Genomic DNA, 17,969 nt, shown 5'->3' with positions numbered 1-17,969 from the left:
AGGTTCACGACAATTTGTCATAGTTCGGTGCATGGCGCGCGCAAGGCTGGTGCGATGGGTTCCCGGTCTGCGCCTGTAGCGGTTGCGCCGAGGCATGGCGGGCATGCGTCTGGAAACGCCTGTTCTTCGGCTTGTTCGGAGAATGCTCGCCGTGCCGGGTTCTCCGGAGTGCGGTGCTCCGCCTCACAGTGGACTTATTCAGCGATTCCTGTCAAGAAGCGAAGCAATAGCCGGGCCACGGACAAAGCTGCCCGGCCGTCAGAAGAGGTCCACGGAACCTGGGGAGACGCTGGTTTCCTGCACCGTGCCGTCGGCAACGAGTTCCTCGTAGAATACCAGCCGATTGCGACCGTTGCGCTTGGCATGATAAAGGGCCTTGTCCGCATTGCCCAGCAATAAGGTCGGATTGCCGATGCGTTCTAGCCCGGCGACGCCGATGCTCATCGTGACCCGGCCGACCTGGGGGAACGGGTGATGCTCCACCGCGCTCCTGAATCGCTCGAAGGCGGCTTTGGCGCCCGCGCGGTCGTGGGCGCTGATGATCGCCACGAATTCCTCGCCGCCGAAACGGAACAGCAGATCATCGGCCCGGAAGGAGCGCTTCATGATCTGGGATACCAGGATCAACACTTCGTCGCCATAGATATGGCCGAAGCTGTCGTTGACGCGCTTGAAATGGTCGATGTCCATGACCGCCAACCAGGACGGTGGGCCGAATTCCTGCCGCTTGCGCCGGTCCGAACCGTGGAATGAACTCGACAACTCCACTGCCATCATATCGAGAACCCGGCCGATCTTGTCATCGAAGGTCTTGCGGTTAAGCAGGCCCGTCAGTTTGTCGCGCTGGCTTTCCTCGAGCAGTGCGTAATAGTTGTGGAAGACCCGCAGGACGCCTTCGACCAGTTGATATTCGAGAGAATTGGGCTGCGAGCCTTCGGCGATGAGTACGTATCCCAAGATCATGTCGTTGGCCAACAAGGGATAGACCGTTCCGAAGTTTTCTTCGCCTATCAGGGCGACCCGACGGCGGGTTGCCTTGGCCTGCTCGATAGCGCCCCAGACACTGGGTGAAATGCCTTGGGGCAAGGGAGACAGCAGGCCGGTTACGTGGCAGGCCCGCGACACACCCTCGGCGTCGCGCTCGTAGCCCCGGATCTCGTAGCTCCCGTTCTGTTCCGACAATGTCAACAGCTTGATGCTGCGGAGTTTGAGCATCTCCTCCAGGGATTTCAGCAATCCCATTTCCAGCAGCTCGAAGTCGCGCACAGCAGTGAGGGAAGCCAACTGCTGCATTGCTTTGTTCATGGTCACGGTGTTCTCCGGCTTGCGCGCCTGCCCTGTTTCATGCGCCCAGAAACCAAAGAGGCCCCTGTTTCGATATGACTGGGGTTGGCGCGACTGCGCCCGGCCATTCCGCTGCTTCCAAGCCAGTCAGGAATTGCAATGCATCCGCCTTTCCCCCGAGATCACTCGGGCGGGTTGATGTTAGCTAAGTGTAGTCGCGCGGGCTTCAAATGCAGCTTTTATCTGAGCGCTACAAGGCCGCGGGGCGGATGCGATGTCGCTGACTTCACGTGGGTTTTGCAATTACCGTCGTTGATCGGTTACCCTTTTGCGCCCGTGATTTTCACGGCAATCGCTAGCCGTCAGGGTCTGAAAGTCCGGCCCGACGATCCTTCCAGTTTCGAGAGCGAGTTGCATGAAGTTTCTTCCCTCCCGTCAGGCCAAAGTGGCCGCTGCAACGTGTTTGATCCCATTGTGGCTGGGCGCTTGCGCCACGGACACCCCGACGGAAGAGCGCCCGGCCGTCGCGACGACGGCTCCGGATCCGAGGGACCCCTGGGAGGAGTGGAACCGGGATGTCCAAGGGTTCAACGACGGCGTCGACGAATACGTGATGCAGCCGGTCGCCAAGGGCTACAAGTACGTCACGCCGGAATTCGTGGACACGGGCATCACCAATTTCTATAGCAATATCAACGATATTTCCGTGTTTCTCAATGACTTCCTGCAGTGGAAGCCCATGCAGGGCGGGGAGGACATGGGGCGCTTCCTGATCAATACGACCGTGGGCGTTGGCGGATTCATCGACGTGGCGGACTACCTGGGTTTGTCCAAGCACCGCGAGGATTTTGATCAGACCATGGCGGTGTGGGGCATTCCTTCCGGTCCGTATCTGGTGCTGCCCTTCTTCGGGCCCAGCACGCCGCGCGGCGTGGGCGGACTGGTGGGCGACAGCGCCACCAATCCCATCAACTATGTGGCGCCTGGCGTAGTGCCGCTGTTGTCGGGAACCCTGCGCGTCACCGACCAGGAAGCCGACAACAAGAGCGGCTACAAGGTGCTGGACGCCGCCGCCAAGGACCGTTACGAGTTCCTGCGCAACGCCTATTTCCAGGAGCGCGAAACCAAGATCCACGATGGCAATCCGCCCCTGGACGTGGACTTCGAGCACGCGGAGCAGGAAGTGGACGAGGAACTGGAGAAAGAAAGCGCCAAGCCTGCTGCACCCGAGCCGGCCCAATAAGCCGATGGCCGGCCAAGCGGGCTCCGGCCGCGCGCCGGGGGCCAAGCACTATCTCGAAGTTCCCTACGCACAGAAGGATCAAGCCAAGGCTCTGGGCGCCCGCTGGGATCCGGCCCGCAAGAAATGGTACGTGCCAGGCGGGATCGACTTGGCCGCGTTTTCCGCCTGGATGCCGGCGGGTGCCGGGACTCCCGACGTGGACCATTCTCCGGCTGCCAAGCCAGCTCCGGGCGGCGTGGTCACCATTGCCCATACCGCGCCGGCCGACCCCCATTTTGTTCCTTACGACGGCGAAGCACCGCCCTGGGAGTAGAGTTCAGTGCAGCGCCTTCTCCCAGCGGCTGACCACGGCGGTGGCGATGCTGTTGCCGAGCACATTGGTGGCGCTGCGGCCCATGTCTAACAACTGGTCGATTCCCAGCAGCAGCAACAGGCCAGCCTCCGGAATCTTGAACATGGACAGGGTCGCCGAGATCACGATGAGCGACGCCCTGGGCACTCCGGCCACGCCTTTGCTGGTGAACAGCAGCACCAGCAGCATCAGCAACTGATCGCCCAGGGGCATCTGGATGCCGTAGGCCTGCGCGATGAACAGCACGGCGAAGGTCATGTACATCATGCTGCCGTCCAGGTTGAAGGAATATCCCAGGGGCAGCACGAAACCGCACACTCGCTCCTCGCAGCCGAAGCGTTCCAACTGCCGCAGCAGCATGGGGTAGGCGGCCTCGCTGCTGGCGGTGCCGAAGGCGAGCAGCATGGGCTCGCGGATATGCCGAAGCAGCGAGCCTATCCGCCTACCCAGGAACAGATAGCCGGCCAGTCCCAGCACGCACCAGAGAAGGAACAGGGCCAGGTAGAACTCGCCAATGAACACGCCGTAGGTGGCGAGGACACCCAGCCCTTGTTTGCCGATCACCGAGGCGATGGCGGAAAAAACGGCCACGGGCGCAAAATGCATCACGTAGCTGGTGACCTTGAGCATGATGTGGCCCAGGGCATCCAGCGCATGTACCATGGGTGCCGCCAATTCGCCCAGCTGGGCGCAGGCGACGCCGAAGAAGACCGAGAACACCACGATCTGCAGTATCTCGTTCTGCGCCATGGCCTCGGCGATGCTCTTGGGCACGATATGGGCGACGAAGTTGGCGAGCGAGGGTGCCGTCTTGGCCAGCCCGCTTTCGCTGTCTGCGGGAGGAAGTTCCAGGTGCATGGCTTCGCCGGGTGAAAACAGGTTCACCAGCAGCATGCCGAGCAGGAGGCTGAGGACCGAGGCCGAGAAGAACCACAGGATGGCTTTGCCGCCTATGCGCCCGACGCTGCGGCCGTCGCCCATCTTGGCCATGCCCACCACCAGGGTGGCGAATACCAGGGGCGCGATGATCATCTTCACCAGGCGCATGAACACATCGGTGAGGATGCCGAACAGCTCCAGCAGCCCCGATAATACCGGGTGTGCTCCCGCCTCTCGGCCATCGCCGAAGCTCAGGTGCAGCAGCTCGCCGGCGGCTACGCCCAGGATCAGGGCGAGCAGGACATACAGGGTCTGGCGATTGGAGGGATGGGTGTGGGAATGGGCAGGGGCGGTCATGGGGTTTGCGGCGTCTGCGGAGGGAGCCCCATTCTAGCGCGAAAGCCGGTGGCGACGCGCAGACCGTGCCGCTTACAAAATCAGAACCGATGCGAGGTGGAACATGCAAGTACGCTGGATTTTGACCGAGGAAGAGTTCGACGCCGGCATGGAGGAAGGCTACTGGGTGGAGAAGATGCGACCCTTCCTCGGCCAGGTGGGGGAGCAGCGGGAGGGTGATGGGATGGTTGAGTTCGGGGATTCCATCTACCGCATCCCCGATTGTCACCTTCAGGCGATTTAGCGCAGAATTAGGGTTCTTTCCTGCATTGGAGTCGCTCAGCGAAGGCTATTTGAATCCGGTTCTCGCACCGGAAGGCGAGATACTTTTCTTTGCGTGGCCAAAGAAAAGTATCCAAAAGAAAGGCCACCCGACAGCCGCGAAACCTCTTGCGCTTCTCGCTTGCCGGGTGGGTCGGCAGAAGGGCAATCCATTGCCCTCCGCCGCCGCGGCTCGTTCCTGAATCGCCCCGCTGGGCTTATCCACCCGTCAAGCTGCGATGCTCAGCGCGGCTGAATGGGAAATCAAGCGCGCAAATAGCTCGAGAGCACGAATAAGGAAGTTGGTTTGGGTCAGATCCATGGCCCGCGCCATGCCGCCGCCCATTGAGGGCGGCGGCGATGAGGGTCTCGTTTCAGCCCGCGAAGCCGGTCTTCAGCCGGTCCATGGCCTTTTCCAGGTTGGCCATGCTGGTGGCGATGGACAGGCGCGCATGGCCGGGGCAGCCGAAAGCCGAGCCGGGAACGATGGCCACGCCCGCCTGTTCGATCAGGCGCTCGGAGAGCGCCACGTCGTCCGCCAAGCCCATGCGGTCGATGACCGCCTGGATGTTGGGCAGCACATAGAATGTGCCGTCGGTTTCCACGCAGGACACGCCGTCCATCGCGTTCAGCGCGCCCACCACGAAATCGTGCCGTTCCTTGAAGGCCTTGACCATGTGGCGGATGAAGGACTGGTCGCCGTTGAGGCCGGTTTCCGCCGCCACCTGGGAAATGGAGGTGGGGTTGGAGGTGCTCTGCGACTGGATGTTGCCCATGGCTTCGATCAGCCGCTGCGGACCCGCCGCATAGCCGATGCGCCAGCCCGTCATGGAATAGGCCTTGGACACGCCATTCAGCACCATGGTCCTGTCGTACAGGTCGGGACAGGCGTTGAGGATATTGCTGAAACTGCCCTCTTGCCAGACGATGTGTTCGTACATGTCGTCGGTGGCGATGATCACATCCGGGCAGCCTCGCAGCACTTCGCCCAGGGCCTTGAGTTCGTCCAGGCTGTAGGCGATGCCGGTGGGATTGGACGGGCTGTTGATGACGAACAAGCGCGTCTTGGGGGTCAGGGCGGCCTTCAACTGCGCCGGGGTGATCTTGTAGCGCTGCTCCTGCGTGGCGGAGACGATCACCGGCACGCCGCCGGCCAGGAGCACCATGTCCGGATAGGACACCCAATACGGTGCCGGGATGATGACCTCGTCGCCGGGGTTGATCAGCGCCTGCGCCAGGTTGTAGAAGCTCTGCTTGCCGCCGCAGGACACCAGCACCTGCTTCACGTCATAGTCCAGCCCGTTTTCCCGCTTGAACTTCGCTACAATGGCCTTCTTCAGTCCGGGCGTACCCTCCACGGCGGTGTACTTGGTGAAACCGTCGTTGATGGCCTTGATGGCGGCCTGCTTGATGTGGTCCGGGGTATCGAAATCGGGTTCGCCGGCTCCCAGGCCGATGATGTCCTTGCCGGCGGCGCGCATGGCGTTGGCGCGGGCGGTCACGGCCAGGGTGGGGGAGGGCTTGATCGACTGTACGCGGTCGGAAAGTTGTATGCTCATGGGTGGTCGAGGTGGTTCCCGGGGGTTGGTATGAAAGAATTGGCGTCCAAGTGGCAGCAATCGCACATGATACAAGATGAGCCCGCCCCCCTGAATCCTTCCCGGGAAAAAAAGTTCATATTGCACAGTCGCTTCCAGCCCGCGGGCGACCAGCCGGAGGCCATCCGGCAGTTGGTGGAAGGGCTCGGCGACGGCGAGTTGCACCAGACTTTGCTGGGCGTGACCGGCTCGGGCAAGACCTTCACCGTGGCCAATGTGATCGCGCAGGTGCAGCGGCCCACCCTCATCATGGCGCCCAACAAGACCCTGGCGGCGCAGTTGTATGGCGAGATGAAGGAGTTCTTTCCGGAGAACTCGGTGGAGTACTTCGTCTCCTATTACGACTACTACCAGCCGGAGGCCTACGTGCCTTCGTCCGACACCTACATCGCAAAGGACGCCTCACTCAACGAGCACATCGAGCAGATGCGATTGTCCGCCACCAAGGCGCTGATCGAGCGGCGCGATACGGTGATTGTGGCGACGGTGTCCGCCATCTATGGCTTGGGTGAGCCGGCCTCGTATTTCAGCATGGTGCTGCACCTGGTGCGCGGCGACCTGATCGACCAGCGCACCCTGCTGCGGCGTCTGGCGGAACTGCAGTACACGCGCAACGAAACCGAACTGCGCCGCGCCACCTACCGCGTACGGGGCGAGGTGATCGACATCTACCCGGCGGAATCGGAGAAGGAGGCGCTGCGGGTGGAGTTGTTCGATGACGAGATCGAGCGCCTGTCCCTGTTCGATCCCCTCACCGGCGAGATCCTCTCGCGCATCGCCCGCTACACCGTCTATCCCAAGACCCACTACGTGACCCCCAGGGAAAAGCTGCTGGCAGCGGTGGAGGAGATCAAGGTGGAGTTGAAGCAGCGCCTGGAGGAACTGCGCTCCCTCAACAAGCTGGTGGAGGCCCAGCGCCTGGAGCAGCGCACCCTGTACGATCTGGAGATCATCATCGAGGTAGGTTATTGCTCCGGCATCGAGAACTACTCCCGCTATCTCTCCGGGCAGCAGGCGGGCGAGCCGCCGCCCACCCTGTTCGATTACCTGCCGCCGGATTCCCTGGTGGTGATCGACGAGAGCCACGTCACCATCCCGCAGATCGGCGCCATGTTCCGCGGCGACCGCTCGCGCAAGGAAACGCTGGTGGAATACGGCTTCCGCTTACCCTCGGCGCTGGACAACCGGCCCCTCAAGTTCGAGGAGTTCGAGCAGCGCGCGCCGCAGCGCATTTACATTTCCGCGACCCCCGGCCCCTACGAGCGCGAGCATTCCGGCGCCATCATCGAGCAGGTGGTCAGGCCCACCGGCCTGGTTGATCCTGAGGTCGAGATCCGGCCCGCCACCACCCAGGTGGACGACCTGCTGTCCGAGATCCGTCAACGCATTGCCAAGGAAGAGCGGGTGCTGGTGACCACCCTCACCAAACGCATGGCGGAGGATCTGACCGAATACCTGCTGGACCACGACGTCCGCGTGCGTTATCTGCACTCGGACGTGGAAACCGTGGAGCGCGTGGAGATCATCCGCGACCTGCGCCTGGGCAAGTTCGACGTGCTGGTGGGGATCAACCTGCTGCGCGAAGGCCTGGATATTCCCGAGGTGTCTCTGGTGGCGGTGCTGGACGCGGACAAGGAGGGCTTCCTGCGCTCCACCGTGTCGCTGATCCAGACCATCGGCCGGGCCGCCCGCAACATCCATGGCAAGGCGATTCTCTACGCCGATCAGATGACCGGCTCCATCGAGCGTGCCCTGGAGGAAACCAGCCGCCGCCGGGAAAAGCAGACCGACTTCAACCAGCGCATGGGCATCACCCCCAAGGGCGTGGTGCGCGACGTCACCGATATTCTGGAAGTGCCGATTCCAGGCGCCGGCGCGCGTTTCGCGCCCAAACCCAAGACCAAGGTGGCGGAGGAATCGGCGGATTACCGGGCTCTCAAGCCGGCGGAGGCGGCCAAGCTCATCAAGAGCCTGGAGGAGAAGATGTACGCCCATGCCCGCAATCTGGAGTTCGAGGATGCCGCCCGCTTGCGCGACCAGATTCGCCAGTTGCAGGACGAGGCCTTCATCGAGGGCGCCTAGCGCGGATCGTATTGCGAACACTGCGTGGTGGCAGTAATCAAACAGCTACAAAAGTTGTGCTGACCGCGGCCCAAATCTTCAGAATCAAGTGCGCCCGTCATATGGCCAGCAAATCGTCGCGGAAGTTCGCCTCAGGCGTCTTTAGCAAGATCGGCCATACCCAGGCCGCAACGCGGACAGGCCAAAGGCCGATAGATCACTGGCTCTTTATCCCATGCGTCTCGGTATTGCTGAAGGGGCTGAATCCGCTGCAAAGGCCGGTCTCTACGGCAGCGCGGGGAGCGTCAAGGACTTCCCGGGAAAGCAGCAGGGGACCGGCCTTCCGTACGAGATTGGTCCGGTCCAGCGGTCGTTCCGGCCTTTTCTCAAAGGCTCAATTCAGCAGTTCGGTCGGGATGTTGCCCCCGTTGTCGGCCAGTTTTTGCATGACCGTCTTGTGCAGCCACATGTTCATTTGTGCCGAGTCTTCCATCTTCGACGCCGGACACCCGAGTTCGGTGGCCAGTTCCTTGCGGGCGGACAGGCCGCTGTCGAGGCCTAGCAACTTCATCAGATCGACGATGGAGGTCTTCCAGTTGAGCTTCTCCGCGTGGGAGGCGGCGAGACTTTCCAGTTTGGCTACCACATCCACCGGGCTGATGGAGGAAGGCGCCGCGGCAGGTGCGGCCTGGGCCTCCGGCGCTGCCGCGGCTTCCGCGCTGCCGATGCCCAATTTGGATAGAATCGAACTGAATAGGCTCATAGAATCGCCCCCTTTGCTGTTTGGTTGGCTGGTCCGCTGACGGACCTTCTGTCGGCTTCCGCCCTATGCAAAAAACGACTTGATGCGTTCGATGGAATCCGTGACCGTGGTCTTGAAAGTCGCGAGAGACGCTTCGGCTTCTTTTTGAAAGTCTTCCCAGGCGTCCTCGGCTTTGTCCTTCCATTCAGCCAGTGTTGCTTCGCCTTCCTCGCACTTGGAGCGCAGCGCGTCCATCGCCTCGCCACACTGAGCCTTTACTTCATCGGTGGCGCCTTCAGCCTTCTCCGCCAGCGAGTTCATTTCGCCTTTCCATTCCTCGATCTGCCCTTGCAGTTTGGCAATCAGTTCGTTCTTGTCGGCCATGGTTATTCTCCCGTCATGTCAGTTGGGTTCAGGGCGTCGCGCCACAGGGCGACTGAGGGCATCTTAGGGGCGGTTTGTTTCAGTTGTCCATTCATTTCGCGGACGGTAGACCAAGGAGCACGGAGTTGACAGAGTGGAGCGGCCTCCGTCCCGCAAGTCCGTGCGCGCGCTCGTCCTTATCAGGCTGCCGGCCGGCGCCGCCCGACCTATACGGCGCATCAGTGCCTAGCTCAGCAAGCAAACCGCAGCGGGGCGCGGCGCCGACTCACTCCGATGGATGCGACCAACGCTTGTTGCCGGAATGCTGATCTGTATGTTCAGTATGTGTGGTCACCATCACTGGCGGCGTTTTGCATGGAACATAACCTTCCCTGGCAGCCAAGACAGCAGAGTCCATCAGGCCTAGGCTTTGCCCGCCCCAAAGATACGCGGGCCGTATGCGTCTGCCTCGTGGTCCAATCCAATGGGGCAATTGCATCATTCCCTTGTGTGATATGGCTCAGTTTTTGGGGAAAAGTCGGGCATTAAAACCGTACAGATCGCATTGGTATTGGTGGGGTACGCATGTTGCTTAGTTATGAAGGCTGCGGCCTGTGTGGCCGGAGGCTAGATCATAAAAGTAATCCTGATAGGAGACCTACTACATGCGTTCTTCAAACACTTCCAATCGCCGCGCGCAAACTTTTGCACTGACCATACTCGCCGCTTGCGGCCTGGCCGTGAGCGGGTTCGACAACGCCGAGGCCCGCAGCCGGCATCATTATGACCATGAGGGGTATGGCCTGCATTCCCTCCACGGCAACTACGGCTTCGCGGCCCAGGGAATCTTCGATGCCAATTTCGATGCGGTGAGCAAGGCGACCACCGGGGCCATGGCAATCCGGGTCGGTGTGTTCAGCTTTGACGGCGAGGGGAACTGCAAGATCCACAGCATGGCCAACAAGGCCGGGCTCAAGACCGCCGTGGCGCAGGACTCCAAGGACACCGACACCTGCACCTACAGCGTGGACGAGTTCGGCACCGGCATGGTGGACGCCACCTTGTGGGGAACCTCGTTCAAGACCTTTTTTGTGATCGTCAACGACGGCGACGAGTTCATGTTTACCCGCCGTGAGGGCACCGATGATGTCGGCGGTGCCAACCTAATCTATGCCGTGGGCAAGCGCCAGTAAGGCTCAGACAAATTTCCGGTCGCCAGGGAAGGCGGCTTCCTCCACCCGCGCCTATCGGTACTTATTCCTCAAGCCCATCGTGGTGTTGATGTTCCTCGGCACCATGCTGCAACTGCTTCACGCCCACGCCGTGCTGGTAGACCATCAGCCCGCCCAGGTCGGCGCCGAATACCAGGCAAATCAGCATCACCCCGGCCAACGACAGATGCAGGGTCTGCGCCATCAGGGAGAAGCGCCCGCGACTGAACAAACGCCACACGGAGAGCACTAGCGAGAGGCTGGCCACCGTCAGGCCCAGCCTTCCGTGCCAGGTCATGGTGTCGTGCACGTCTTCGCCATGTGGGACGATGTCTTCCGCGATCAAACCTGCCCCGGTTGCAAGCACCGCCGCGATCGTGCCCAGATACAACATCCAGCTGGCGACTTCTCGGATGGGTTCCCGATGACGAATGGCGCCGATCAGTTCCAGCAGAAAGAAGGCAAACAAGAAGGCGATGGGAAAGTGCACCAGCATGGGGTGCTGGTTCAAGGCCAGGCCTTGAATACCAGGAAATAGTTCCAGGGAGTTCCCCGGTTCCATGAACCGGTCGACCTGATGCAACAGGCTGTCCAACAGGCCCAGCAGGCCACCCCCGGCTTCGTCGGCACCGCCATGGATGGAGGGGATCATTGCAAACCAGTCGGAGGCTAGGGCGGTTTCGTACACGTGGGCACCATTCGTTATTGAAATACTTCCACAAGCGCATGCGACGCGGCTTGCGTGACTGTTAGTCCGGCTTGGAGGCCGCAAGTTTCGCAGAATCGCGTGAAAACATGAACTGCGATTTCCAGGTGAGACTGGTCTATTCGCGCCAGTCCCGAATTTTCGTAGAATCCCGGAAAATGGAACAAGAATGACTGGGGGCGCCGTGCTCGTTGATGCGGTACGCTTGGACGGCGGAGTTGTGACGTGCGGGAACCCAAGCGGGAGGTGCTGTGTGGTGGCTTCCCAGGTGTCTGGCCGTGTCCTGTTCCTGCTGAGTGTCGGTCCCGCTGTCGGCGTCTGTGCCCCGGTCTTCCGGCTTTCTCCCATACTCGATTCCGACAGTCCCCGCGATACCATCGATTCGATCGAGGGTACGGTGCCGATCGATCGTTTCACCCTCAGTGCCGCCAACAAGTCGGATCTGGACAAGGTCTTGCGAGACCTTCCCGGCGTTACTTTGTCATGCTGCCAAGCCTGTCGACAGTGTGGGACTGGATGGCAATTTCTTCCAAGGCCTGACGCGTGCCAAGATCGACAGCCGGTGCATTCGGCCCGTTCTCATGGACGACCTCAGTGCCTATGGGCACACCGAGACCTGGCTGGGACAGCAAACCCGGTCAGGCTTTCCCTGGTCTCGGAGTCCAGTCTGAAACTGGGCTATCACCGATCCGCAGCGCGAGTGTGTATGCGCGGGATCACCGGCGAAGGCTTATTGGATTGGTTCCGCCTTGACGGGGCTGCCAGCACTCGTTATATTCGTCGCTCTTGAATCCGGCGCAATTGGATTCGAGCCGGGGTGTAGCGCAGCCTGGTAGCGCACCTGTATGGGGTGCAGGTGGTCGGAGGTTCGAATCCTCTCACCCCGACCAATTAAATCAAGAAGTTCCAAAAGAAAGCCCGGACCCCATCCGGGCTTTTTTCAATTGCAGCCCCATTTTGAATGTTGCTAGGCCGAATATGGACACAAATAGGCGCCAGCAAAATGGTTGAGCGGTCTGAAATGGTGGGCCTACGGGACTGGGTCTGCAACTCTGTCCCGGATAGATGATCTCTCGCGCATTCCGGGGCTCCCCGGGTCACCGGAGCGTGCGGCCGCGATATCAGCAAGTGGAGTTTCCCAGAAGAAGGGCCGGGCGTCTGAGTGAATTCAGCACGAATGGCGGAGTGCCGCAAAGCGCGAGGCCATGTCGGCCTTGCGTGCGATCATCTTGTCCGCCAGCGCGCTGCTGCCGCCCTGTTCCATGATCACTTGGCGAATGCGCGTATCAGGGATGCCCGTGACTACGTCGATAGCGCGGCGGAGCGTCTCATCGTCCATGTCGCCGAAGAGCCGCAGCGCATGCGGGTTGTCGGAATCGCAGCGCAGCCTTTCAAACTCGCCGACCTGAACGCCGAACGCCTTGCCCTTGGGGTCGCCCTGGGCGCGGAATTCCAGTGCGCCGCCCAGGTCGAGCGCTACGACCGTGCCGTTGATGACACCCAGGTTATCGCCGTCAAAGCCGGCCACGTCCCAGTTGGCCGTCCAGGCATGCACGCCGAACCACTGCTGCGCCTGCAGGCGCTCGCCCTCGTCCAGGCGGGAGACGTGCTTCCTGTCCAGGGTGACCCATTCGGTGGCGATTTGCTCGGGAGCCAGCGTACGCCGGTAGTTTAGCGTAGGGGCACCGGTGAGCCGGTAGAGCATCGCCGCGATTATTTCATTGCGGGCGTGGGCAGGCGTCTCCAGCGTCTTCACGTAGAAGCGCCGGCCGGTCTCGTCTTCGTAGATGCCTGCTGGATTGCTGCCCAGCGGGCCACCGACCCGACGCATCAGGCGGGTGTCGAGCGCCGGTTCGTCAGCATACACGGGTGAGCCTCAGGCTCAGGGAATGGCAAGGGTCCGGCGCACCACTGCCAGTTGCGCCGGTGTCTCGATCGCTCCCCGCCGCGCCAGGCGCACCTGGCGGATCGCCGCGTCCGGCGGCATGCCCAATTCGACCAGAAGCCGTGCGGCGATCATCCCGGCGCGCCCAAGGCCTCCCTTGCAGTGCACCAGCACATCGTTACCGCCTCGCAGCAGTGCCCGGATATGGGGGCCTTCGGTCTGCCAGTGCTGCTCGAAAATCTCCGTGGGCACCGAGTAATCGACGATGGGCAAATGCCGCCACTGCATGCCCCGGCGTTGAACCTCCTGCCCAAGATGAGGAACCTGGAGTGCGACCAGTTCGGTGGGCTCGACCAGGCTCAGGACCAAGCTTGCGCCCCAGGCCGCGATGGCATCCAGATCCAGTGCCAGGTCCCGTGCCCAGGCGCCGGTGCTTGCAGCAGGGTCATGCTTGCCTGGGCAGAAGGTGATGCCGATACGGCCATGCGCAGGGCTGGCCTGTACTTCGGCGATCTGGATGGGATGGGTGTGGCTGGTGCGTGCGGCGCTCATTTGATTTCGCGAGGCTGGTCTGGTGGTGGATCTTGTACTCTGGTCTCTGTCGCGCAGAAAGTCGCCGAGACTGGCGGCGCAGTATGGCAATGGGGAGCGTCGATCTGTCTCGTCGTTTGGCGGAGTCACCGCATCCTTTACCTCGACGGCGCCAGCTGAAACCAGGCTCGTTGGTCTGGCCCATCGGTATCAGAGTGGTTTGAGTCAACTCCTCCGGTACTTCGATTCGGCGTCACTGCGGGCGACTTCGTAGAGGGCATCCCAACCCCGCTGTATTTTCTGGGCCTTGGTCTCCCATGAGTCAGCGGTCTCGTTTCCCACTGCGTCGCGGGCGGCGGCAATGGCGTCATCGGGCAGCAGGAATTTGACGCGCACGAAGGTCCTGTTCAGCGCATCGAGCGCCTCCGTTGCCGCCCGCAAGACCTCTTCCGGCGGCTTTCCCCCCTCACCCTTGCCGTACTCGACACGTGAAAGCGCACGGCTGGCCAATTGCAACGCGGAAAACAAGTCCTGATAGGCCTTGAGGCGCTCCTGGTAGGTGATGGCATTGAGGCGGTGATCAGCGTAGTACCAGCCGATGGTGAAACCAAGCAGAATGAACAAGAGGCCAAAGCCGAGTGCGGCTGAGAGGGTCATCATCGGAATGCTGCCGGCGGGTTCAGGTAAAGAATCATCCCGTTCTTAGCGTGACAGCAGGATCGCGGCGGTAGGGAGATACCAGTAAAGGCGGCCGTCCTGGGAGACGCAGCCACCACGCACGTACTGGATCATGTCCCGCTGCAACCAGGCGGGCAGGCAGGTGAATTCCAACTGCATGCAGAATGAGATGAATTCGGCCAGTTGCGCCGCGGCGTCGGGCTCGAACATGCCAGTCAAGTCAATAGGCGTCGGCAGGAACTGGACCTCCGGTTCCACGCCCTGCGCCCGCAGCCCTTGCACCACCTCATGGCTGCTGACGGCATTGTTTTGCAGCATGGGCGTCGTGCGCTCCAGCAGATTTTCGAACAGCGGAAACATGGCGTGCACCCCATAGGGTCCGCCGATGAAGGCCAAGGCCAGGCCACCCTCGATCAGCGCCGTCGCGGCATGCAGCATGTGCAGTGCGGGATCGGGCATCCAGTAGAGGCTGTGGGAGAACAAGACCAGATCGAAAGCCTGCGTCAACGGGGTATCCAGGCGAAACGGCTCGGCATGGATGGCGTGTTCGATACCCAGGCCGGCGAGAGTGCCTGCAAGTTGTTCCAGATGCCGGGGATTGGGTTCGAACGCCACATACAGGCCGGGACGGATTCCCCCATTCTGCCGGTAGCTCTGGATCACCTGGCCAGTGCCGGCGCCGATGTCGAGCAGGCGGAAGCCATCCCGCAGCCTGCTTCGGGTCACGCTCAGCAGCGTGTCGAGCATCTGCGGGTATTCGAGGGAATGGTCCACGAAGACCGCAAAGGTTTCGGCGTAGCGGCGCGGGTCCAGGGAGGGGACGGGAATCCGGGTCATAGAGGACTGATGGCTATGCGAAGCTACGGGTTGGGTCGAACTGTCGGGCTGACGCAAGCACGTTCCGCAACTCACCCCTCGAAGGTATTGCAAGCCTGGACCGCGCCGGCCTTGAAGCCCCGCTGAAACCAGCTTGCGCGTTGCTCGGCGCTGCCGTGGGTGAAGCTCTCCGGCACGACGTAACCCTGTCCGCGCCGCTGCAAGGTGTCATCGCCCACCGCGCTTGCGGCGCGCAAGCCTTCTTCGATATCGCCGGGTTCGAGAATATTGCGCATCTTCTGGGCGTGGTTGGCCCACACACCGGCGAGACAATCCGCCTGCAGTTCCAGCGCAACCGAGAGGCGGTTCGCCTGCTCGGGCCGCGAACGCTGTTGAAGGCCGTGAACCTTGGACGCAATGCCGAGCAGGTTCTGCACGTGGTGCCCCACCTCGTGGGCGATTACGTAGGCTTGCGCAAAGTCCCCGGGCGCACCGAAATCGCGCTGCAACTCGTCAAAGAAGCGCAGATCCAAGAAGACTTTCTGATCCGGCGGGCAGTAAAAGGGTCCCATAGCGGCTTGCCCAAGACCACAGGCCGAGTTCGTTGCCCCGGAAAAAAGCACCAGGGTGGGTTCCCGATACGCCTGCCCGGCCCGGCTGAACAGGCTCTGCCAGACATCCTCGGTGCTGGCCAGCACCTTCGATACGAAGACGCGTGTCTGGCCTTGTTCCTCTCCACTATTCCCGAGGCGCGGGGCCGGCTGTCGCTGCTCGATGGGAGCGCCGCCTTCCAGCAGGCTCAGGACAAGGGCAGGGTCCGCCCCGAAATAGATGGCCGCAAGGGCAATCAGGATACCTCCCAGGCCAATCGAGCGGCGCCCGCCGCCCAGTCGGACCGGGGAACCGCGACGGTCCTCGATGTTTTCACTTTCGCGTTCATCCTCAAGTCGCATGGCTTCTGGCCCTCACGGAGAAAAAGCGGCGGGAGATCTCGGGCTATTAAACCCCGCATTGCGCCCGCGCGAAAGCCGGACCGGTCAGAAACGCAGTTCCGTCTGCACGTAGAGGTAATTGACGTTGTCGTGATTGGTCGGGGCGCCGGGAGCATTCTTGGCGAAGTCGCCCTTGATCAGATAGGTCCAGCCCCCTTCGAAGGATATGTTTTCCAGTGCATCCCAGCGTGTCGAAAACTCAATGGTATGACCGATGAAATCACCAGACTTGCCGGTCGGGTCCACCAGGTTGGCGGGCTGCCAGGCCGCCCGGCTGTCGGCCAGCCACCATGCCCGGTAGGCCAGGAATGACGAGACATCGCGGTGGGGCGTGACGAAGATCCGGGCGCCGGGGGAACTGATGTTGTTGCGCGCGAACAGGCCCAGGATGCCGGTAGGCCCGTATTCCCAGCGCCGTGCGCCGAACAGCGTATCGAAGGAGTGGCTGGTGTTGCCGTTGTCGCTGCTTCCGCCGGAGGCGTAGTCGTATTGCACGAGCAGCCTGGGCTGCCAGGGCACATCGAAGGTGTAACCCAGTTGCAGATGCTCCAGGAAGGCTTCCACCGAGACATCCTCCTTGGAACTGGAGCCAGTAGTCGCGTTATAGATCGTGTCGATGCGGCTACCGGTTTGGGCAGCGCTTTCCCCCTCGAAATCCCATGCGCCGGCCTTGGCTTGACGGAACCAGCGGATGCCCGGCGTGAACAGCCTGCGCTTGTTGCTGCTGTCGGCGTCTTCTCCCAGGTAATACAGATAGGCCTCGCCACGGCTGCTCCAGGGTAGTCCATTGAATTCCGCGAACAGACCCGTGAAGACGGCGTCCTGTTGTTCCTGATCCCAGGCATAGTCGTTATTGCGTAACTGCTCCTTCTCGTCGGGCAGGCGAACCACGGGCTGCACGCCGAAGGCCTGCACTTGCCAGGCCCCCGCTCCGTCCCGCAACCGCATCAGCACGCCGGTAAACGAATTGGTGGTGTTACGAAAGGCATTACGGGCGACCAGGCGGCGGCTGCCGAGGTCGAGGGTCTGGCGGCCACCCTTGAATTCGAAGCCCAGCCCGGTTTCGAAGAGATTCCGCGTGCTCCAGGCGCCGTAGATCTGCGTGAAATCCGCCACGTCCACCATGGTGGTGCTGAGCGACGGATTGCGGTCGGTCCCGACTTGGCGCGCGTCCCAGAATTCGACCCCGGCACGGAAAGATTCGTAGTTGGCCTCCAACCACAGCACCGTCTGCATGGGAATCTGGTGCTGGCCGCCGGTTTGGCCTTTGGCGAAGGGCGCGTCCAGGGTCTCGTAGCGAACACGGTATTCCAGGCCGAGCGAAAGCCAATCCGGCAATCCCAAGGTTTTCCTGGCGTTGTATTCCGAGGGCCAGTCGAAGCGGTCCTTGCCGGTCAGCCAGTCGAAGCGCTGGCTGTCCGCTGCGGTCAACGACCAGCGCCGCGGTGGTTCTTTTGGCAGTGGCTGGACGTCGGCGGTATTCGTGGACGGTGCGGCAGCAGTTTTTTCCTCGGCGGGTGGTCTGGATCCCGATGCAGGCTCTTTAGATGATGCCTGGGTCGGGCTCAGAGCCAAGGCGATGGTCGGCGCGGCGATCCCCAGTGCGAACAAGGACCCCCAACGCCATGGGGTTAGGCGTAAGCGCAGCATGTTCTCCTCCATTGTCATGCGTCAGTCCGCTGAAGTTCGGCCAGGTGAGGCCCTGGTTTTCTGTAAGAGTAATTTGGCATTTAGTCTAGCAGTGACCTCGAATGGGGTTGGACACGGATTCAGAGTACGTTCGTCGCCATCTATCAGCGGGTTTTCACCGCCGTTCACACCTCAATGGTGTTGGGTGGAAAAGTCGTCCGCACGCTTGGCGTCACATCTGTCGCCGTATTATTCAATGCATAGAGCATCGCCGTCGGGCGGGAGGCCAACCCCCCAGTTCTTGGGCCGGCGGACAGCGCCCTGAGGCCGTTGCTCCATTAA

17 protein-coding genes and 1 tRNA gene are annotated in these 17,969 nt (G+C 61.7%); 6 read left to right on the top strand and 12 right to left on the bottom strand.

Annotated elements, in window-relative coordinates:
- Positions 1–258 precede the first annotated feature (258 nt).
- Positions 259–1,305 carry a GGDEF domain-containing protein gene (locus EK23_RS02575; RefSeq protein ID WP_145998533.1) on the bottom strand — a complete coding sequence of 349 codons (1,047 nt, stop codon included), beginning with the start codon at positions 1,303–1,305 and terminating at the stop codon, positions 259–261.
- Between the two features lie 394 nt (positions 1,306–1,699).
- Between EK23_RS02575 and EK23_RS02570 the strand changes: the two genes are divergently transcribed.
- Both EK23_RS02570 and EK23_RS02565 read left to right on the top strand, forming a co-directional pair.
- The gene (locus EK23_RS02570; RefSeq protein WP_097990824.1) at positions 1,700–2,527 is read left to right on the top strand and encodes an MlaA family lipoprotein; all 828 of its coding nucleotides are present in this window, start codon (positions 1,700–1,702) and stop codon (positions 2,525–2,527) included.
- A gap of 4 nt (positions 2,528–2,531) precedes the next feature.
- Positions 2,532–2,840, top strand: coding sequence for a DUF5710 domain-containing protein (locus tag EK23_RS02565; protein ID WP_045223659.1), 309 nt, complete (start codon positions 2,532–2,534; stop codon positions 2,838–2,840).
- A gap of 3 nt (positions 2,841–2,843) precedes the next feature.
- Here EK23_RS02565 and EK23_RS02560 read toward each other — a convergent pair whose 3' ends face one another.
- Complete coding sequence (locus EK23_RS02560; protein ID WP_045223658.1) at positions 2,844–4,115, bottom strand: dicarboxylate/amino acid:cation symporter; 1,272 nt, start codon at positions 4,113–4,115, stop codon at positions 2,844–2,846.
- A gap of 103 nt (positions 4,116–4,218) precedes the next feature.
- On the opposite strand from EK23_RS02560, the gene EK23_RS02555 reads away from it, so the two are divergent.
- On the top strand, positions 4,219–4,398 hold the full coding sequence (locus EK23_RS02555; protein ID WP_045223657.1) for a hypothetical protein: 180 nt from the start codon (positions 4,219–4,221) through the stop codon (positions 4,396–4,398).
- 391 nt (positions 4,399–4,789) lie between these two features.
- Here EK23_RS02555 and EK23_RS02550 read toward each other — a convergent pair whose 3' ends face one another.
- On the bottom strand, positions 4,790–5,974 hold the full coding sequence (locus EK23_RS02550; RefSeq protein WP_045223656.1) for a pyridoxal phosphate-dependent aminotransferase: 1,185 nt from the start codon (positions 5,972–5,974) through the stop codon (positions 4,790–4,792).
- A 66-nt stretch (positions 5,975–6,040) separates the two neighbouring features.
- Between EK23_RS02550 and uvrB the strand changes: the two genes are divergently transcribed.
- On the top strand, positions 6,041–8,095 hold the full coding sequence (uvrB, locus tag EK23_RS02545) for an excinuclease ABC subunit UvrB (protein ID WP_045223655.1): 2,055 nt from the start codon (positions 6,041–6,043) through the stop codon (positions 8,093–8,095).
- A 373-nt stretch (positions 8,096–8,468) separates the two neighbouring features.
- Here uvrB and EK23_RS02540 read toward each other — a convergent pair whose 3' ends face one another.
- Together EK23_RS02540 and EK23_RS02535 are read right to left on the bottom strand one after the other, a co-directional pair.
- Positions 8,469–8,837 carry a DUF3597 domain-containing protein gene (locus EK23_RS02540; protein ID WP_045223654.1) on the bottom strand — a complete coding sequence of 123 codons (369 nt, stop codon included), beginning with the start codon at positions 8,835–8,837 and terminating at the stop codon, positions 8,469–8,471.
- A gap of 63 nt (positions 8,838–8,900) precedes the next feature.
- On the bottom strand, positions 8,901–9,200 hold the full coding sequence (locus EK23_RS02535) for a sll1863 family stress response protein (protein ID WP_045223653.1): 300 nt from the start codon (positions 9,198–9,200) through the stop codon (positions 8,901–8,903).
- A gap of 644 nt (positions 9,201–9,844) precedes the next feature.
- Here EK23_RS02535 and EK23_RS02530 point away from each other — a divergent pair.
- Positions 9,845–10,372, top strand: a complete 528-nt coding sequence (locus tag EK23_RS02530) for a hypothetical protein (RefSeq protein WP_045223652.1) — start codon at positions 9,845–9,847, stop codon at positions 10,370–10,372.
- A 61-nt stretch (positions 10,373–10,433) separates the two neighbouring features.
- Here the strand turns inward: EK23_RS02530 and EK23_RS02525 are convergent, their stop codons facing one another.
- Positions 10,434–11,078: a DUF2231 domain-containing protein gene (locus tag EK23_RS02525; RefSeq protein WP_235281881.1), complete on the bottom strand. Its 645-nt coding sequence runs from the start codon at positions 11,076–11,078 to the stop codon at positions 10,434–10,436.
- An 831-nt stretch (positions 11,079–11,909) separates the two neighbouring features.
- On the opposite strand from EK23_RS02525, the gene EK23_RS02520 reads away from it, so the two are divergent.
- Positions 11,910–11,986, top strand: a tRNA-Pro gene (locus tag EK23_RS02520).
- A 278-nt stretch (positions 11,987–12,264) separates the two neighbouring features.
- On the opposite strand, the gene EK23_RS02515 is transcribed toward EK23_RS02520, so the two are convergent.
- The 6 genes from EK23_RS02515 to EK23_RS02490 all read right to left on the bottom strand — a co-directional run bounded on the left by EK23_RS02515 (position 12,265) and on the right by EK23_RS02490 (position 17,648).
- The gene (locus EK23_RS02515) at positions 12,265–12,963 is read right to left on the bottom strand and encodes a hypothetical protein (RefSeq protein ID WP_045223651.1); all 699 of its coding nucleotides are present in this window, start codon (positions 12,961–12,963) and stop codon (positions 12,265–12,267) included.
- Between the two features lie 15 nt (positions 12,964–12,978).
- Entirely contained in the window at positions 12,979–13,533 is a 555-nt protein-coding gene (locus EK23_RS02510; RefSeq protein ID WP_045223650.1) for a cyclin-dependent kinase inhibitor 3 family protein, read from the bottom strand.
- Between the two features lie 204 nt (positions 13,534–13,737).
- On the bottom strand, positions 13,738–14,172 hold the full coding sequence (locus EK23_RS02505) for a hypothetical protein (protein ID WP_045223649.1): 435 nt from the start codon (positions 14,170–14,172) through the stop codon (positions 13,738–13,740).
- A 42-nt stretch (positions 14,173–14,214) separates the two neighbouring features.
- Positions 14,215–15,027 (bottom strand): class I SAM-dependent methyltransferase, encoded by an 813-nt coding sequence (locus tag EK23_RS02500; protein ID WP_045223648.1) that lies wholly within the window; start codon positions 15,025–15,027, stop codon positions 14,215–14,217.
- A gap of 71 nt (positions 15,028–15,098) precedes the next feature.
- Positions 15,099–15,959 (bottom strand): KPN_02809 family neutral zinc metallopeptidase, encoded by an 861-nt coding sequence (gene ypfJ / locus EK23_RS02495; RefSeq protein WP_045223647.1) that lies wholly within the window; start codon positions 15,957–15,959, stop codon positions 15,099–15,101.
- An 84-nt stretch (positions 15,960–16,043) separates the two neighbouring features.
- Positions 16,044–17,648: an alginate export family protein gene (locus tag EK23_RS02490; RefSeq protein WP_158002432.1), complete on the bottom strand. Its 1,605-nt coding sequence runs from the start codon at positions 17,646–17,648 to the stop codon at positions 16,044–16,046.
- Positions 17,649–17,969: the final 321 nt, after the last annotated feature.

The sequence above is a fragment of the Methyloterricola oryzae genome (assembly GCF_000934725.1).
GTDB lineage: Bacteria > Pseudomonadota > Gammaproteobacteria > Methylococcales > Methylococcaceae > Methyloterricola > Methyloterricola oryzae.
Note: the sequence above shows the minus strand (reverse complement) of the source record. Positions and strands in the feature narration are given on the sequence as shown.

Coding starts and splice junctions, on each gene's coding strand:
- EK23_RS02575 (WP_145998533.1), bottom strand. CDS start 1,305: ATGAACAAAGCAATGCAGCAGTTGGCTTCCCTCACTGCTGTGCGCGAC.
- EK23_RS02570 (WP_097990824.1), top strand. CDS start 1,700: ATGAAGTTTCTTCCCTCCCGTCAGGCCAAAGTGGCCGCTGCAACGTGT.
- EK23_RS02565 (WP_045223659.1), top strand. CDS start 2,532: ATGGCCGGCCAAGCGGGCTCCGGCCGCGCGCCGGGGGCCAAGCACTAT.
- EK23_RS02560 (WP_045223658.1), bottom strand. CDS start 4,115: ATGACCGCCCCTGCCCATTCCCACACCCATCCCTCCAATCGCCAGACC.
- EK23_RS02555 (WP_045223657.1), top strand. CDS start 4,219: ATGCAAGTACGCTGGATTTTGACCGAGGAAGAGTTCGACGCCGGCATG.
- EK23_RS02550 (WP_045223656.1), bottom strand. CDS start 5,974: ATGAGCATACAACTTTCCGACCGCGTACAGTCGATCAAGCCCTCCCCC.
- uvrB (WP_045223655.1), top strand. CDS start 6,041: ATGATACAAGATGAGCCCGCCCCCCTGAATCCTTCCCGGGAAAAAAAG.
- EK23_RS02540 (WP_045223654.1), bottom strand. CDS start 8,837: ATGAGCCTATTCAGTTCGATTCTATCCAAATTGGGCATCGGCAGCGCG.
- EK23_RS02535 (WP_045223653.1), bottom strand. CDS start 9,200: ATGGCCGACAAGAACGAACTGATTGCCAAACTGCAAGGGCAGATCGAG.
- EK23_RS02530 (WP_045223652.1), top strand. CDS start 9,845: ATGCGTTCTTCAAACACTTCCAATCGCCGCGCGCAAACTTTTGCACTG.
- EK23_RS02510 (WP_045223650.1), bottom strand. CDS start 13,533: ATGAGCGCCGCACGCACCAGCCACACCCATCCCATCCAGATCGCCGAA.
- EK23_RS02505 (WP_045223649.1), bottom strand. CDS start 14,172: ATGATGACCCTCTCAGCCGCACTCGGCTTTGGCCTCTTGTTCATTCTG.
- EK23_RS02500 (WP_045223648.1), bottom strand. CDS start 15,027: ATGACCCGGATTCCCGTCCCCTCCCTGGACCCGCGCCGCTACGCCGAA.
- ypfJ (WP_045223647.1), bottom strand. CDS start 15,959: ATGCGACTTGAGGATGAACGCGAAAGTGAAAACATCGAGGACCGTCGC.
- EK23_RS02490 (WP_158002432.1), bottom strand. CDS start 17,648: ATGCTGCGCTTACGCCTAACCCCATGGCGTTGGGGGTCCTTGTTCGCA.